The organism is Shewanella sp. DC2-4 (assembly GCF_013248875.1).
GTDB classification, from domain to species: Bacteria; Pseudomonadota; Gammaproteobacteria; order Enterobacterales; family Shewanellaceae; genus Shewanella; species Shewanella oncorhynchi.
Window position 1 is genome coordinate 1,966,539 of record NZ_JABRVR010000002.1, and the last position, 15,397, is coordinate 1,981,935.

The following is a 15,397-nucleotide window of genomic DNA, read 5'->3' on the forward strand; positions in this document are numbered from 1 at the left end:
GTATCAGCTGATGTTTCATTGTGTTTTAAGTTAAATTGCGGATTAAAATATTTATAATGTGTACGCTATCGCACAGACACACTTTTAGATAAATTATAAATTGGATACAGAGTTTAGATTGATATGCCTTTAATGGGTAATCTTTATCTTAATAAGATGGTTTATGTTGTTTATCTTGATATTTTGGCTCATCATTAGGAAGTCAGCTTTAGCTAAAAAATCACTAGATAATTAAATAATGGAATTCAGCCATGACTAATACTAAATTTCAGCAAATAAAATAATCTCCACAATTTATACTTAAGATAAAAATTCAAGATTGCTACATAACCACCCCTATTTAAACCAATGTTATATTGTAGAATTCATACCTAAGTTGACGCGGTGTGATTGATGTGTAACCAGTCACACAATTTTATGAAAACACAGGAATTTATTTCCCCCGTCTAATTTACCATATGGTTTTACTGATATTTTACCAACTAAGATATTTACATAAAAATATGTAGATGTTTGCTAAACGCTATTTACTAAAATGAAAAATAGCTCATAGCTGATTGTTAGCGCTCATTATTATTTAGATGTTATATCAACAACAAAAGGAAATTGACCATGAACAAAGACCAAATAGAAGGTTCAATAAAAGACGCTGCAGGCAAAGTGCAGCAAAAAATTGGTGAGATCGTTGGCAACCCGAAACAGCAGATGAAAGGGGTTCAGAAACAGATAAAAGGTAAAACTCAAAAAGCAATTGGTAATGTAAAAGAAGCGGCTAAGGATGCCGAAAAACACAGTTGATGTCAGAGGCTTTTACAATTAAGTAAGCACCTTAAGCATAAAGTTTGGCAGCTTTATGTGGGTATTTAAAAGGATCTTTGTCATATTGATTAAGATTTCTGGTTCGAGTTATATCCATAATGTCTAGGAGACTCTCATGAGTATAGGAACAATATTATTGGTGGTTTTGATTCTGATGCTGATCGGTGTGGCTCCGACTTGGCCACACAGTAAGAGCTGGGGGTACGGCCCGAGCGGTGGATTAGGTTTGGTAGTATTGATCCTCGTTATACTCCTTTTACTCGGTAAAATTTGAGCGATAAAGCCTAAGTTATGTACGACCTCAATATTGAGTCGTCATCTCTAACTGCCGTAGGTAGCTAAAAATAGTGAGTGATGTTTTTAGTCGTTCAAAAATGGCTGACATCGCTCGTTTTTCTTGCACGGCAGTGCTCGCCATTCTGAGATTGAAAGGTCCTATACGCCTAAGATTTACACGCAAGATATTTCGTTAAGGTAGCATTAGGTGAAGTCCTTCACGCTAAAAATGAAAGTCACTAAGTCCGTAGAATACAGTGTCCGTAGTAATACATTTGCACGCTAGTATTCTGCAAGGCTGTATGAAATGAGCTAAATGGTGCAATAACACATGCAGAGGTTTGTATTATAAGAACAGCAGCTTAGTGACTAAAGGCGTTTGCTCACGAAAATGGCTTGCTCAAACAGCCAGATTGAATACTTATTTGTGAACAATAGGTGTGTGAGCAACAGGCGTATCTGTAAAAAGGTAATGTTTTAGCTGTTTATCAAAGCTCGGATCTTGTCTCCTTATCCATTCTTGTAGCATTGCAGCATGTTCTTTTTCTTCGTCTCGATTATGTATAAGTATCTCTCTCAACTCATTATTTTTGCACGCATCAACTCTTTGATTATACCAGTCTATTGCTTCAAGCTCCTCCATCAGTGATGTAAGTGCACGGTGCATGTCCTTGGTTTTATCTGTGAGTTCAGTAATGGGTTCATGATAACCTTCATTCGACATTGGGATTTCCTCGCTATGCAGATAGGATCGCTCACTATTGAGCGGTGATGATAATTGCAGATGATTGTCTTAACGCTATTTTCAACGAACAGACTTTGAATGCATTATTCTGCGACCTTAACCGTCGAGTGTCTGTTCGATGCCGTACTTAGTCAAAAATTTTTAGGCAGCTCCTTTAAAAGGATTGGAGAGGGCGCAGAAATACCACTGCGAATATTTGATTTAGCACAGGATATTACTTTGGATTTTGAACTTTGAGATATTTGGGAATGAATTTTAAATTAAAATATAAAGGCAGTGAAAACCATAAACACCTGCTTTAAAAGGCAGATTAATTGTATTTGGCTTGATAAGCAGGGGGGGGATTAATGAAATACATAATAAGAAATGGTACACCCGAGTGGACTCGAACCACCGACCCCTACCATGTCAAGGTAGTGCTCTAACCAACTGAGCTACGGGTGCACTGTTTGAATTTCAAATTTAGACTCTTTGAATAGAGTGGTACACCCGAGTGGACTCGAACCACCGACCCCTACCATGTCAAGGTAGTGCTCTAACCAACTGAGCTACGGGTGCACTGTTTGAATTTCAAATTTAGACTCTTTGAATAGAGTGGTACACCCGAGTGGACTCGAACCACCGACCCCTACCATGTCAAGGTAGTGCTCTAACCAACTGAGCTACGGGTGCATCGCAAAATTTAACAAGCTATTCAAAAGCGTTGCGCCTTGGAACGAGCGCTATATTAGGGGCATAGCGCAGGGCTGGCAAGCAAAAAAAACAAATTTGTCGTCAAATGGTGAATTGCTGTGCAACTTGCCCAGTGTTTCAACAATGCCGCCGATAAAACCGCAATTTTTTATTCGCTTTACTTCAGAGAATGCATCGAAATCAAACTGATAAACCAAAAGGCGAGCACTGTCGCTCGCCATTAATGCAATCAATGGTGAACACTGTCACCTTCAATAAGGCTCAAATGCACGCCATGCTTTTGGATGTAACGCAGACGAATGAAAAATAACAGCGCTGCTGAGGTCAAGCCCGCAATCAATCCTGCCCAGAATCCATGGGCGCCCATCGCGGGAACGATATGGTCCGTATAAGCTAAGGTATAACCGAGTGACATACCAATCCCCCAGTAGGAAAACAGCGTGATATAAAAGGCGCTGCGTGTATCTTTATAACCGCGAAGAGCACCCGCTGCGACCACTTGAACTGAATCAGATAATTGATACAGGGCTGCCATCAACATCAAGCTGCCCGCTAAGGCAACCACTTCAGGATCACCATTATAAAGTTTCGCAATTTGGAATCTAAATAATACGGTCAAGACCGCTGTCGTTAGAGCAAGGGATAGTGCCAGCCATAAGCCCACTTTAGTGACCACAGCGGAAATATCGGCGCGATCACGGCCTAAGTAATAACCAATCCGAATCGATACCGCGATACCTATCGATAACGGCAGCATAAATACGATGGCAGAAAAGTTGAGCGCAATCTGGTGACTTGCGACCACTGTTGCGCCTAATGGGGCGAGTAACAGCGCGATAATGGCAAATAAACTCACTTCAAAAAACAGCGCCATTGCTATCGGCATGCCGAGTTTGGTCATTTTCTTCATCGTTTCAAAGTCTGGACGATGAAATTTACTGAAGGGAGCTAAAGCCGCGAATTTTTTATGTAACTGCATGTAAATGGTCATGGCAACTAGCATGGCCCAGAATACGAGAGCAGTGGCGATACCACAGCCTGCGCCGCCCATGGCCGGTACGCCAAAGTGTCCATAAATAAAAATATAGTTAGCGGGGATATTTACTGCTAGACCGACAAAACCAATGACCATGGTCGGTAAGGTATAGGATATACCTTCACTGCAGCCACGTAGCACTTGATAAAGCACAAATGCGGGTGCGCCCCATAAAATACCGTCGAGATATCCTATGGTTAAGCGGTATAATTCAGGCTCCAAGTCCATGTGGCCAAGCACAAAAGGGGCTGATGCAAGGAAAACCATCACACCAATGCCGCCTATAATGGCAAGATAGGCACCTTGAAAGGCCAAAGGTTGGATGGCTTTTTGATTATTCGCGCCATTATAGTGGGCAAATAAAGGCGTAAAAGCCATCAGCAAACCTTGGACGAACAGAATAGCGGGTAACCAAAGGCTAGTGCCGACTGCGACGGCGGCCATATCAACCGCACTAACACGGCCCGCCATAACAGTATCAATAAAGCCCATCATGGTCTGAGTGACCTGAGCTATCAGTACCGGCAGCGCCAGTTGGATTAAACGTTTGGCTTGATAGCCTGAATGATTCATAAATACAGCCTTTAACGATTAAGCGAGCAAAAAATGTTTACAGGTATAGTTCAAGCCACCTGCGAGGTGGTTGCAATACATAAGAAAGATGGCCTAAATACCCTTGAGGTAGCGTTTGAACCTGATTTGCATGAGGGACTTGCGATAGGAGCAAGTGTGGCAAATAACGGGGTATGTCTTACTGTGACTCAGGTCGCTGATGATAGGGTATTTTTCGATGTAGTGGAAGAGACCTTGCGACTGACGAATCTGGCTAATTTGTCAGTAGGTCAAAGTGTTAATGTTGAACGCTCGTTAACTTTCGGTAGTGAAATTGGTGGCCACATTCTCTCTGGGCATATCCATACTAAGGCCAAAGTCATCGATATTAGCCATACAGAACAGCATTATGATCTGACACTGGGCATTGAGCCTAAATGGATGGATTACATTTTTTATAAAGGTTTTGTTGGCGTTAATGGCTGTAGTTTAACGGTTGGCGAGGTGAGTGACTCCGGTTTTAAGTTGCACTTAATTCCTGAAACCCTAAAACTGACCAATTTAAGTCAGTATAAAGTGGGTGATGAACTCAATATTGAGATCGACAGCCAAACACAAATTATCGTCGACACAGTCGAGCGCGTGCTGGCCAGGCGTTTTAACGAACAAGCACGTTAGTTTAGTGACATCGCAGCGTGTAGTGCAATCTCGTTTAATAGATTTGCTCGTCGTCTGAATCGATATACAGCTCAACCGTTCGTCTCGATTCATCGATGTGTAAGCGTAAGTGAATCGGATTACAACAAATTCGGCAGTCATCGTAATAATCTTGGTCTCCACAGCTGGCATCGATACTGATATCTTGATGGTGCCCGCAGTGGGGACAAGCAATAACTTTGTTCATGACTCTCATGGTGCAACTCCTTATCGCCAATAGAGCGAATCGCTCTGCTCAATCAACGCATCTCATACTTCGTACGCTTATCGCTTATATTGTCTGCGCTTTGTCGATATTCGAAACCTGAGTGCGCTTTATGTGCTTCCTATTTGAGTATACAGCAGAGTGCAGTGCACTGACTTAGATGAAGTCGGTCTCAAAACGCAGCATGATAGACCTTCTGGTTAAATATTTTCTTGTTGGATCATTATCTCTTCTAAAAACTAGTCCTTTACCATCACTAACCCCTCCATTTCACTGCTGTGTAACACGCCATCGCGGGCATCTTGGGTAATATCCAGCGTTAAACGCTGCATCTGTTGCTCAAGTTCACTTTTAATATCAACGAGTAACACTTGAGTATCAATCAAAGATTTGCTTGTAATTTTCACCTGTGGCTCAGATAAAGCGGTTGCAGTGTGCGTGAGTGTTACAGCCAGTAGAATGCAGTTCAACATATCAACTCCCTTGTCATGTTTTCAGTGATGCCCAATAAACTGGCGCTAGAATAGGGGAGTTAGATGACCAAGAAGTTACCAAGACACTGCAAAATCATGAATTTGCTTTTTGTTTCCAATCCCAATTCTGGTCAATATGCTTGCGCCTTTTAGCTACAATCCCTTAGAATAAACGCCCTGCTACGCAAGGCGGCTAAGACTCCTGTACTGTCTTAACCTAGCGAGCATTTCTCTTACATTAACTAAAACCAAGTGGCCCTACGTGTGGGTCACCACTGGAAAGGACATTTCATGCCTGTAATTACACTTCCCGATGGTAGCAAACGCGAGTTTGCCCATGCTGTATCGACCCTCGATGTTGCCGCTGATATTGGCCCTGGTTTAGCGAAAGCTTGTATCGCTGGCCGCGTTAATGGCGAATTAAAAGATGCTTGCGATCTCATTGAAACCGATGCTGAGCTATCAATCATTACCGCCAAAGACGAAGAAGGTGTTGAAATTCTTCGCCATTCTTGCGCGCATTTATTAGGTCACGCGATTAAGCAAATGTGGCCAGAAACCAAGATGGCGATTGGTCCTGTTATCGATAATGGCTTCTACTATGATATCGACCTTGAGCACAAGTTGACTCAAGATGACATCGACGCATTAGAAAAGCGCATGCTTCAACTAGCAAAAACTAACTATGACGTAGTAAAACGTGTCGTTAGCTGGCAAGAAGCCCGTGATACATTCGCTGCGCGCGGTGAAGATTATAAGATTGCCATTCTGGATGAGAACATCAGCAAAGACGCGACGCCTGCGCTGTATCATCACGAAGAATACACTGATATGTGTCGTGGACCGCACGTACCTAACATGCGTTTCTGCCAACATTTCAAATTAATGAGCATTGCTGGCGCTTATTGGCGTGGCAACTCAGAAAACAAGATGTTGCAACGTATCTATGGTACTGCTTGGGCTGACAAAAAAGCCTTGAGCACACACTTAACCCGTCTTGAAGAAGCGGCTAAGCGTGACCACCGTAAAATCGGTAAGCAGCTCGACTTGTATCACATGCAAGAAGAAGCACCGGGTATGGTGTTCTGGCATAACGACGGTTGGAGCATCTTCCTCGAATTAGAAAGATTCATTCGCCGTAAGTTAAACCAATACACTTACCAAGAAGTGAAAGGCCCATTAATGATGGACCGCGTGTTGTGGGAACGTTCTGGTCACTGGGATAAATACTCAGAAGCCATGTTCACGACCAGCAGCGAAAACCGCGAATATGCTATCAAGCCAATGAACTGCCCAGGCCATGTGCAGATCTTCAACCAAGGGTTGAAATCTTACCGTGATCTACCATTGCGTATGGCGGAATTTGGTTGCTGTCACCGTAATGAACCTTCAGGCTCGTTACACGGATTAATGCGTGTACGTGGCTTTACGCAAGACGACGCCCATATTTTCTGTACTGACAGCCAAGTTCAAGAAGAAGTGAGTGCCTGTATCCGGATGGTTTACGATACTTACGCCACCTTCGGCTTTGAAAATATCGTAGTAAAACTTTCTACTCGCCCAGAGAAACGTATCGGTGACGATGCTATGTGGGACAGAGCGGAAGAAGCACTTAAGCAAGCTCTGCGTGCCAATAATATTGAATTCACTATTTTGCCAGGTGAAGGCGCGTTTTACGGACCAAAAATCGAATTTACTTTACACGATTGTTTGGACCGAGCATGGCAATGTGGTACTGTGCAGCTCGATTATGCGTTGCCAAGCCGTCTTGGTGCAACTTACGTTGCCGAAGATAACAGCCGTCAGACCCCAGTGATGATCCATCGTGCTATTTTAGGCTCTTTGGAACGATTCTTGGGTATCTTGATAGAAGAATATGCAGGACGTTTCCCAACTTGGTTAGCCCCAATGCAAGTTGTCGTGATGAATATCACCGATAAACAGGCTGATTATGTTGAAGAAGTCGTAAAATTCTTCAAAGAACAAGGTATTCGAGCGTCTTTTGACTTGAGGAATGAGAAAATAGGCTTTAAAATACGCGAGCACACCTTAAGGCGTGTCCCTTATTTGTTGGTCGTTGGCGATCAAGAAATGGAAAATAAGGAAGTAGCGGTGCGTACCCGTGATGGTATCGATTTAGGTAAGATGCGACTTGAAGATTTCGCCACTAAAATCCATCAACAGATTTCGCTCCGTAGTCTCAAATTGTTGGAGGAATAGGTCATAAAGATCAAAAAAACAGCAGGGCGTCAGCCGGCCCCTAATAGAATCAATGAAGAAATCACAGGTGTACCAGAAGTACGCTTAACAGGCATTGATGGTGAAGCTATTGGTGTGGTAAGCATCAGAGATGCTCAGAATTTGGCAGATGAAGCAGGTGTAGACCTAGTAGAAATCAGCCCAAATGCTGAACCTCCAGTATGTCGCATTATGGACTACGGTAAGTTCCTTTTTGATAAGGCTAAGTCAGCCAAGGAACAAAAGAAGAAGCAAAAGCAGGTTCAGGTCAAGGAAATTAAATTCCGTCCTGGAACTGACGAAAACGACTATCAGGTAAAACTACGCAACCTGATACGTTTTCTGGAAGACGGGGACAAAGCGAAGATTACGCTTCGTTTCCGAGGTCGCGAAATGGCACACCAAAACCTGGGTATGGATCTATTGAACCGTATCAAGGCTGATTTGGACGAGTATGCGGTTGTTGAATCTTTCCCGAAAATGGAAGGCCGACAAGCAATTATGGTGCTAGCGCCTAAAAAGAAATAAGTAGGGCAAAACTTAAAGTAGCAAAGGTCTATGGCCTTTGCTCGCCTTGCTTTTTATTAAACATCCCAATGCGGAGTTTTAGAAATGCCTAAAATGAAAACAGACAAGGGTGTAGCGAAGCGTTTTAAGAAAACCGCTAATGGTTTCAAGCGCAAGCAAGCACACTTACGTCACATTTTGACGAAAAAAAGCACTAAACGTAAACGTCACTTACGTGCCAAATGTTTAGTATCAAAAGCTGACGTTCCAGCAATCGCGCGTCAATTACCTTACGCTTAATTTAGGAGATTAGAAAATGCCAAGAGTTAAGCGTGGTGTAACCGCTCGTGCTCGTCACAAGAAAGTTTTAAAACTAGCTAAAGGTTATTATGGCGCTCGTAGCCGTACTTACCGTGTTGCTGTTCAAGCAGTAACTAAAGCTGGTCAATATGCTTACCGTGACCGTCGTCAGAAAAAACGTCAATTCCGTCAACTTTGGATTGCACGTATTAATGCTGCCGCTCGTCAAAATGGTCTGTCTTACAGCCGTTTCATCAACGGTCTGAAAAAGGCGTCTATCGAAATCGATCGTAAGATTTTGGCTGACATCGCTGTATTCGATAAAGTTGTATTTGCAACTTTAGTTGAAAAAGCAAAAGAAGCATTAAACTAAGAAATTAGTTTGTTGCTGTAGAGAAGGGACCATTTGGTCCCTTTTTTTGTGCGCCATTTTAGGCTTAACCCAACCTAAACACTTATAAGTGCTCATCTAACTGGTACAAGATTAAGAATCGGTGAAGGAAAGACATGTATGTGCGTGAACAATATTGATTGGCACAGTCCGCAAAAATTTTTGCTATTGCTTAACGATTTTGACCTAAAAAAATAGCAGGCTAAGCCTGCTATTCGTTGAAAAATCGAGTCTAGTTACTTTTTAGCGTCTAAATAACGCTCTGCATCGAGTGCGGCCATACAGCCTGTACCGGCAGAAGTAATAGCTTGACGATAATGTTGGTCCATCACATCACCACAGGCATAAACACCTTCGATACTGGTTTGCGTGGCGTTACCTTGCAAGCCACTCTGAACTTTTAAATAACCGTGGTTCATTTCCAACTGGCCTTCAAAAATACCGGTATTAGGGCTGTGACCAATAGCGACGAACACGCCAGCAACGGATAAGTCAGTGATCGAGCCATCTTTAGTGCTCTTCATCTTTAGACCTGTCACGCCCATGGCATCACCAACCACTTCATCCATGGTTTGATCTAAGTGAAGGATTATGTTGCCATTGGCGACTTTGTCCATCAGACGGTCGATCAAGATTTTTTCTGAACGGAAGGTGTCACGGCGATGGATGAGGTGAACTTCAGCAGCAATATTGCTTAAATACAATGCTTCTTCAACGGCGGTGTTGCCGCCACCGATCACTGCGACTTTTTGATTGCGATAGAAGAAGCCATCACAGGTTGCACAGGCTGATACACCGCGACCTTTGAAAGCTTCTTCTGAGTCTAATCCTAAGTAGCGGGCAGATGCGCCAGTTGCGATGATCAGCGCATCACAGGTGTACTCGCCATTGTCGCCTTTCAAGCGGAAAGGGCGCTCGGTTAAGGTGACTTCGTTAATGTGATCGAACAAGATTTCAGTATCGAACTTTTCAGCATGCTTCTGCATACGTTCCATCAAGGCTGGACCCGTTAAGTCGTCCGCGTCACCTGGCCAGTTTTCAACTTCAGTCGTCGTGGTTAATTGACCGCCTTGCTGCATACCTGTGATCATCACAGGTTTTAAATTCGCACGCGCAGCATAAACGGCTGCGGTATATCCTGCTGGGCCTGAACCCAAAATCAATAAGTTACAATGTCTGACTTGGCTCATTTTTATCTCCGTGCCTTTAGCAAATTGCAAGGATTGTAGGGAATTTACCTGTGGGGGTAAAGTGTTGGAGGGCGATTCTTTTAGATTGCACTAATCGAGTCCATCCGTTTTGGTATGGAGAGTGTCAGTTTTACTTTACTGTGAATAAATAGCTTAAGTGTGAACCACGAAATGAAGCACGGGATGAGCTTGTATAAATATGATGGTGCGATCGTAGTGGAGCCTATTTCTACCCAATAAAAAATCGGCCTCAATTGTATCGAGACCGATTTGAATTACATACTAAGTAAAGCTAGCTCAAATTCACATAAAAAGTTAAGTTAATTAAAAGCTTATACTAATAGTGTCGCAGGAGATGTGAACGCTAAGTTTAGGGCGTGAGCCACTTCCTTACACACCACTTTACCGTGCATGACGTTTAAGCCATTAAGAAAATGCTTGTCTTGCAACAGCGCTTCTTTATAGCCTAAATTTGCTAACTTGAGAATGTACGGTAAGGTTGCATTGTTAAGCGCAAATGTTGAAGTACGAGCGACCGCACCAGGCATATTTGCAACACAGTAATGCACAACATCATCAACGATATAGGTAGGATCTTGGTGAGTAGTGGCATGTGAAGTTTCAACACAACCGCCTTGATCGATCGCCACGTCAACGATAGCGCTGCCAGGCTTCATACGTGAAATCATGCTACGAGTAACCAATTTGGGCGCCGCAGCACCTGGAATTAGTACACCACCGATCACAAGATCGGCTTCAATAACATGACGTTCAATTGCATCCGCAGTTGAGTAAATGGCTTTTACAGCAGAACCGAATTGCACATTTAAACGACGTAGAGCATCAATACTGCGATCAAGCACAACAACATCAGCCCCCATACCAACTGCCACTTGTGCTGCATTAGTACCAACCATACCGCCGCCAATAATGACGACTTTAGCAGGCTCAACTCCCGGTACGCCGCCCAGTAACATACCGCGGCCACCAGAAGATTTCTCTAATGCCATAGCGCCAGCTTGGATTGACATACGACCAGCGACTTCAGACATAGGAGCAAGCAAAGGCAGGCCACCACGATCGTCTGTCACAGTTTCGTAAGCGATACATACGGCACCACTTTTGATTAAATCTTCAGTTTGCGGTAAATCTGGAGCAAGATGCAGATAAGTAAATAAAATCTGATCGTGACGCAACATAGCGCGTTCAACTGCTTGAGGCTCTTTTACTTTTACAATCATCTGCGCTTTAGCAAAAACTTCAGCAGCAGTCGCTAAAATTGTGGCGCCAGCATCAATATAATCTTGATCTGAAAAACCAATACCTATGCCTGCATTTGTTTCAACAAAAACGTCGTGACCTTTGATCGCCAACTCGCGAACACTAGAAGGAACCATACCGACACGATATTCGTGGTTTTTAATTTCCTTGGGAACACCAATAATCATCTTTGAGCCTCAATTGCCTGAAATCCCACTTTTAATGGGCATAATTGTTATTTTATCGTGACCTGAACGTGATTAATTCAGGGATATCTAGTATAGTATCGGCGACGCAGTTTATGCTGCTGAACTTTCGGCATACGTAGAATAAAATGTTGTTTTAGTGATAAAGCAAGGTTAAATAAATGGCATATAATAAAAAGAGTCCTGTAAAAGACTTGGATCGCATCGATCGCAACATTCTTAATGAACTACAACTTGATGGCCGCATTTCAAATGTGGAATTGTCAAAAAGAGTCGGACTAAGTCCAACTCCGTGTTTAGAAAGAGTAAAACGTCTCGAAAAGCAAGGTTACATCAATGGCTATACCGCATTGGTGAATCCTCATTTCTTGGGTGCATCCCTACTGGTATTCGTGGAAATCACATTAAGCCGTGATACTCCCGAAGTGTTTGATAAGTTTAACCGTGCAGTGCAACTACTCGATGATATTCAAGAATGTCATCTGGTTTCAGGCGATTTTGACTACTTACTGAAAACTCGTGTTTCAGATATGTCGGCTTATCGTCGCTTGTTAGGTGAAACTTTATTGAAATTACCTTCTGTTTCCGACACGCGTACTTATGTTGTGATGGAAGAAGTTAAGCACACCAGTCGTGTAGCGATAAATCATCTACTCTCAGATATCTAAATTACCCTGATTGTTTGGTTTTACAATAAGGGGCTTAGGCCCCTTATTTATCAGTAACGTCGATATACTCATCTCATTTAACGCCTATTGCTATTAGCCTTGTATTGCCCTTAAGTTTGCTAACTTAGGGGCTTCTTTTTGTGGCATTTTTAAACAAATTTGTTAACGGAAGTGTTTGTGTAATAACTCATTCCTCCCCAAAAGCACACTAAAACACCTCAATAGACTAAATTTTGCCAATCATGACCAATTCTGTATAGAAAAACAGGCTAATGTGCTCCACATTTAGTGGGATTCTGGTATCGTTAGCCCACCTGTTTTCACTTTTATGGATTACGTCGTTTGTCTCAAGGAAATAGTGTACGCACGCTAACTGGCTTGCAACGTCTGCTGGAAGGCGGACTCATCATTTGTTGTGTTCTCGCCACTTATATTTTGCTCGCATTGACGAGTTTTAGTCCGTCTGATCCTGGTTGGAGTCAGTCGCATTTTCAAGGCGATATTAAAAACTGGACCGGAGCAGTAGGGGCTTGGATTGCCGATATTCTGTTATATTTCTTCGGCGTTACGGCTTATATCATGCCAATCATTGTCGCATCGACAGGTTGGTTATTGTTCAAACGTGCCCATCATTTACTTGAAATTGATTACTTTTCAGTGGCCCTGAGATTGATTGGATTTTTACTGATCATTCTAGGATTTTCTGCTTTGGCGAGTATGAATGCCAACAACATCTACGAGTTTTCGGCAGGCGGAGTGGCGGGTGATGTCATAGGCCAAGCCATGTTGCCGTATTTTAATAAACTCGGCACTACCTTATTACTGCTGTGTTTCTTGGGCTCAGGCTTTACGCTGTTGACTGGGATTAGCTGGCTGACTGTGGTCGAGAAAATCGGCTTAGTCTCTATTTGGATTTATAAAAAGTTAAAATTATTGCCGCAAGCGATGAAGCGTGAGCATGAAACCGAGGATACCCGTGGTTTTATGTCCGTGGTGGATAAGTTTAAACAGCGCCGTGAATCCCAGTACGTGCTAGAAAAGCCCCCCATAGTTGAAAAGCCTAAGGTGCGTGAGCGTCATATTGGTCGTAGAGCTGAGATAACCCCAACGCTATATGCTGCCACTGATGATATGGTCATTGAACCAGAAGGTATTATTACTGAAACTGAGAATAATTCGTCGCCAAAAAACAAACTATCGGCGCTTGCAAAAATTCTAAGCTTGAATGGCAGTAAAAGTAAGAGTGCACAACGGGTTGAGCCACAAATCGATAATGATGATTTGGCCGCCCATGGCAATTTTGAAGCGCCACCTTGGTTAGCTGAACCTCAGCATTCAAATGCCGATGAGCAAGGCAGTGCCGATTTTAATTCGCATTCATTCGATCATGATGACAATGAGCCTGTGTTTAGCAGTCAAGCATTTACAGAAGATGAAGACGATGAAAGTCTAGGTTTTAGCGATGATGACGTCATTGATTTTGATACTAAAGTGTCAACGGGTGCAGTGAATCAAGCGCAGCGTAATAAGCAAGATCAAAAAGCTAAAATTGTCGATGGCATTGTGGTGTTGCCAGGACAAGAAGACAAACCCGCACCGAAAAAACCGATGGATCCTCTGCCGAGCATTAACTTGCTCGACATACCTGATCGTAAGAAGAATCCCATCAGCCCAGAGGAATTGGATCAAGTCGCCCGCCTTGTTGAGCTTAAGTTGGCCGATTTCAACATCATCGCCAATGTGGTGGGTGTGTATCCAGGCCCTGTGATTACACGCTTTGAATTAGAATTAGCGCCGGGCGTTAAAGCGTCAAAAATCTCTAATCTATCAAAGGATTTAGCTCGTTCATTACTGGCTGAAAGTGTGCGCGTGGTTGAAGTTATTCCGGGTAAGGCTTATGTCGGACTTGAATTACCCAATAAATTCCGCGAAACCGTGTTTATGCGCGATGTGTTAGATTGTGCCGCCTTTACTGAGAGTAAATCCAACTTAACTATGGTGTTAGGCCAAGATATTGCTGGTGACCCAGTTGTTGTTGATCTTGGTAAAATGCCACATTTATTGGTAGCAGGTACTACAGGCTCTGGTAAGTCTGTGGGTGTAAACGTGATGATCACCAGCTTACTGTATAAGTCTGGCCCAGAAGATGTACGCTTTATCATGATCGACCCCAAAATGTTGGAATTGTCTGTCTATGAAGGCATTCCGCATTTGCTATGTGAAGTCGTGACCGACATGAAAGAAGCTGCCAATGCGCTGCGTTGGTGTGTCGGCGAGATGGAACGTCGCTACAAGCTGATGTCTATGATGGGCGTACGTAACATCAAGGGTTATAACGCTAAAATTGCCGAGGCTAAGGCCAATGGCGAAGTGATTTTAGATCCTATGTGGAAGTCTTCTGACAGCATGGAGCCAGAAGCGCCTGCGTTAGATAAGCTCCCATCGATTGTTGTTGTGGTCGATGAATTTGCTGACATGATGATGATTGTTGGTAAAAAAGTTGAAGAGTTGATTGCCCGTATTGCCCAAAAAGCGCGTGCCGCAGGCATACATTTAATTCTTGCAACCCAAAGACCGTCAGTGGATGTGATCACTGGTTTGATTAAGGCCAACATTCCCACACGTATGGCGTTCCAAGTGTCATCGCGTATCGATTCGCGCACCATTTTAGATCAACAGGGTGCCGAAACCTTGCTTGGTATGGGTGACATGTTATTTTTGCCACCGGGTACCGCGGTACCGAATCGTGTTCATGGTGCGTTCGTTGATGATCATGAAGTTCACCGTGTCGTTGCCGATTGGTGCGCCCGTGGCAAACCGCAATATATCGAAGAAATCCTCAACGGTGCCAGTGATGGTGAACAAGTATTATTGCCTGGTGAAACCGCTGAATCAGACGAAGAATACGATCCGTTATACGATGAAGCAGTCGCCTTTGTGACTGAAACTCGTCGCGGCTCGATTTCAAGCGTACAGCGTAAATTTAAGATTGGTTATAACCGTGCAGCCCGCATTATTGAACAGATGGAAGCACAAGGTATTGTTTCTGCTCAAGGCCACAACGGTAACCGTGAAGTCTTAGCGCCGCCAGCACCAAAACATTATTAAGCCGCGCTAAGGC

General features: G+C 43.3%; 15 protein-coding genes and 3 tRNA genes. 9 read left to right on the forward strand and 9 right to left on the reverse strand.

The annotated features are described in order from the left end of the window. Positions 1–612 precede the first annotated feature (612 nt). Together HQQ92_RS09315 and HQQ92_RS09320 are read left to right on the forward strand one after the other, a co-directional pair. On the forward strand, positions 613–798 hold the full coding sequence (locus HQQ92_RS09315; RefSeq protein WP_028759929.1) for a CsbD family protein: 186 nt from the start codon (positions 613–615) through the stop codon (positions 796–798). Between the two features lie 142 nt (positions 799–940). After that, entirely contained in the window at positions 941–1,093 is a 153-nt protein-coding gene (locus HQQ92_RS09320) for a DUF3309 family protein (RefSeq protein ID WP_301553935.1), read from the forward strand. Positions 1,094–1,516: 423 nt separating this feature from the next. On the opposite strand, the gene HQQ92_RS09325 is transcribed toward HQQ92_RS09320, so the two are convergent. The 5 genes from HQQ92_RS09325 to HQQ92_RS09345 form a co-directional block, all read right to left on the reverse strand. Then, positions 1,517–1,819, reverse strand: coding sequence for an encapsulin-associated ferritin-like protein (locus HQQ92_RS09325; protein ID WP_028759930.1), 303 nt, complete (start codon positions 1,817–1,819; stop codon positions 1,517–1,519). Positions 1,820–2,207: 388 nt separating this feature from the next. Further along, positions 2,208–2,284: transfer RNA gene (locus tag HQQ92_RS09330), tRNA-Val, on the reverse strand. 37 nt (positions 2,285–2,321) lie between these two features. Then, positions 2,322–2,398 (reverse strand) — tRNA-Val (locus HQQ92_RS09335). Between the two features lie 37 nt (positions 2,399–2,435). Beyond that, positions 2,436–2,512: transfer RNA gene (locus HQQ92_RS09340), tRNA-Val, on the reverse strand. Positions 2,513–2,762: 250 nt separating this feature from the next. Beyond that, positions 2,763–4,142 (reverse strand): MATE family efflux transporter, encoded by a 1,380-nt coding sequence (locus tag HQQ92_RS09345; protein ID WP_168827724.1) that lies wholly within the window; start codon positions 4,140–4,142, stop codon positions 2,763–2,765. A 33-nt stretch (positions 4,143–4,175) separates the two neighbouring features. Between HQQ92_RS09345 and HQQ92_RS09350 the strand changes: the two genes are divergently transcribed. Then, a complete protein-coding gene (locus HQQ92_RS09350; protein WP_173244841.1) occupies positions 4,176–4,799 on the forward strand; it encodes a riboflavin synthase subunit alpha in 624 nt (207 codons plus the stop codon). Between the two features lie 34 nt (positions 4,800–4,833). Here HQQ92_RS09350 and HQQ92_RS09355 read toward each other — a convergent pair whose 3' ends face one another. Continuing rightward, complete coding sequence (locus tag HQQ92_RS09355; RefSeq protein ID WP_028759934.1) at positions 4,834–5,034, reverse strand: CPXCG motif-containing cysteine-rich protein; 201 nt, start codon at positions 5,032–5,034, stop codon at positions 4,834–4,836. 248 nt (positions 5,035–5,282) lie between these two features. Then, a complete protein-coding gene (locus HQQ92_RS09360; protein ID WP_173244844.1) occupies positions 5,283–5,516 on the reverse strand; it encodes a hypothetical protein in 234 nt (77 codons plus the stop codon). 291 nt (positions 5,517–5,807) lie between these two features. Here HQQ92_RS09360 and thrS point away from each other — a divergent pair, with 291 nt between their 5' ends. From thrS to rplT, 4 genes are all read left to right on the forward strand, one after another. After that, on the forward strand, positions 5,808–7,736 hold the full coding sequence (gene thrS / locus HQQ92_RS09365; RefSeq protein WP_173244847.1) for a threonine--tRNA ligase: 1,929 nt from the start codon (positions 5,808–5,810) through the stop codon (positions 7,734–7,736). A gap of 3 nt (positions 7,737–7,739) precedes the next feature. Next, positions 7,740–8,282: a translation initiation factor IF-3 gene (gene infC, locus HQQ92_RS09370; protein ID WP_012089240.1), complete on the forward strand. Its 543-nt coding sequence runs from the start codon at positions 7,740–7,742 to the stop codon at positions 8,280–8,282. A gap of 84 nt (positions 8,283–8,366) precedes the next feature. Next, positions 8,367–8,561 (forward strand): 50S ribosomal protein L35, encoded by a 195-nt coding sequence (gene rpmI / locus HQQ92_RS09375; RefSeq protein WP_006081653.1) that lies wholly within the window; start codon positions 8,367–8,369, stop codon positions 8,559–8,561. Positions 8,562–8,577: 16 nt separating this feature from the next. Next, complete coding sequence (gene rplT, locus HQQ92_RS09380; RefSeq protein ID WP_006081652.1) at positions 8,578–8,934, forward strand: 50S ribosomal protein L20; 357 nt, start codon at positions 8,578–8,580, stop codon at positions 8,932–8,934. A 254-nt stretch (positions 8,935–9,188) separates the two neighbouring features. On the opposite strand, the gene trxB is transcribed toward rplT, so the two are convergent. Together trxB and ald are read right to left on the reverse strand one after the other, a co-directional pair. Next, positions 9,189–10,142: a thioredoxin-disulfide reductase gene (trxB, locus tag HQQ92_RS09385; RefSeq protein WP_173244850.1), complete on the reverse strand. Its 954-nt coding sequence runs from the start codon at positions 10,140–10,142 to the stop codon at positions 9,189–9,191. Between the two features lie 332 nt (positions 10,143–10,474). Next, positions 10,475–11,590: an alanine dehydrogenase gene (gene ald, locus HQQ92_RS09390; RefSeq protein WP_028759938.1), complete on the reverse strand. Its 1,116-nt coding sequence runs from the start codon at positions 11,588–11,590 to the stop codon at positions 10,475–10,477. A gap of 179 nt (positions 11,591–11,769) precedes the next feature. Here ald and lrp point away from each other — a divergent pair, with 179 nt between their 5' ends. Beyond that, entirely contained in the window at positions 11,770–12,276 is a 507-nt protein-coding gene (lrp, locus tag HQQ92_RS09395) for a leucine-responsive transcriptional regulator Lrp (RefSeq protein WP_006081649.1), read from the forward strand. 342 nt (positions 12,277–12,618) lie between these two features. Then, a complete protein-coding gene (locus HQQ92_RS09400; RefSeq protein WP_028759939.1) occupies positions 12,619–15,384 on the forward strand; it encodes a DNA translocase FtsK in 2,766 nt (921 codons plus the stop codon). Positions 15,385–15,397 lie beyond the last annotated feature (13 nt).

Bases quoted from the DNA above. Each gene is read 5' to 3' on its own strand.
- HQQ92_RS09315 (WP_028759929.1), top strand. From the start codon at position 613: ATGAACAAAGACCAAATAGAAGGTTCAATAAAAGACGCTGCAGGCAAA.
- HQQ92_RS09325 (WP_028759930.1), bottom strand. From the start codon at position 1,819: ATGTCGAATGAAGGTTATCATGAACCCATTACTGAACTCACAGATAAA.
- HQQ92_RS09345 (WP_168827724.1), bottom strand. From the start codon at position 4,142: ATGAATCATTCAGGCTATCAAGCCAAACGTTTAATCCAACTGGCGCTG.
- HQQ92_RS09350 (WP_173244841.1), top strand. From the start codon at position 4,176: ATGTTTACAGGTATAGTTCAAGCCACCTGCGAGGTGGTTGCAATACAT.
- HQQ92_RS09355 (WP_028759934.1), bottom strand. From the start codon at position 5,034: ATGAGAGTCATGAACAAAGTTATTGCTTGTCCCCACTGCGGGCACCAT.
- HQQ92_RS09360 (WP_173244844.1), bottom strand. From the start codon at position 5,516: ATGTTGAACTGCATTCTACTGGCTGTAACACTCACGCACACTGCAACC.
- thrS (WP_173244847.1), top strand. From the start codon at position 5,808: ATGCCTGTAATTACACTTCCCGATGGTAGCAAACGCGAGTTTGCCCAT.
- rpmI (WP_006081653.1), top strand. From the start codon at position 8,367: ATGCCTAAAATGAAAACAGACAAGGGTGTAGCGAAGCGTTTTAAGAAA.
- rplT (WP_006081652.1), top strand. From the start codon at position 8,578: ATGCCAAGAGTTAAGCGTGGTGTAACCGCTCGTGCTCGTCACAAGAAA.
- trxB (WP_173244850.1), bottom strand. From the start codon at position 10,142: ATGAGCCAAGTCAGACATTGTAACTTATTGATTTTGGGTTCAGGCCCA.
- ald (WP_028759938.1), bottom strand. From the start codon at position 11,590: ATGATTATTGGTGTTCCCAAGGAAATTAAAAACCACGAATATCGTGTC.
- lrp (WP_006081649.1), top strand. From the start codon at position 11,770: ATGGCATATAATAAAAAGAGTCCTGTAAAAGACTTGGATCGCATCGAT.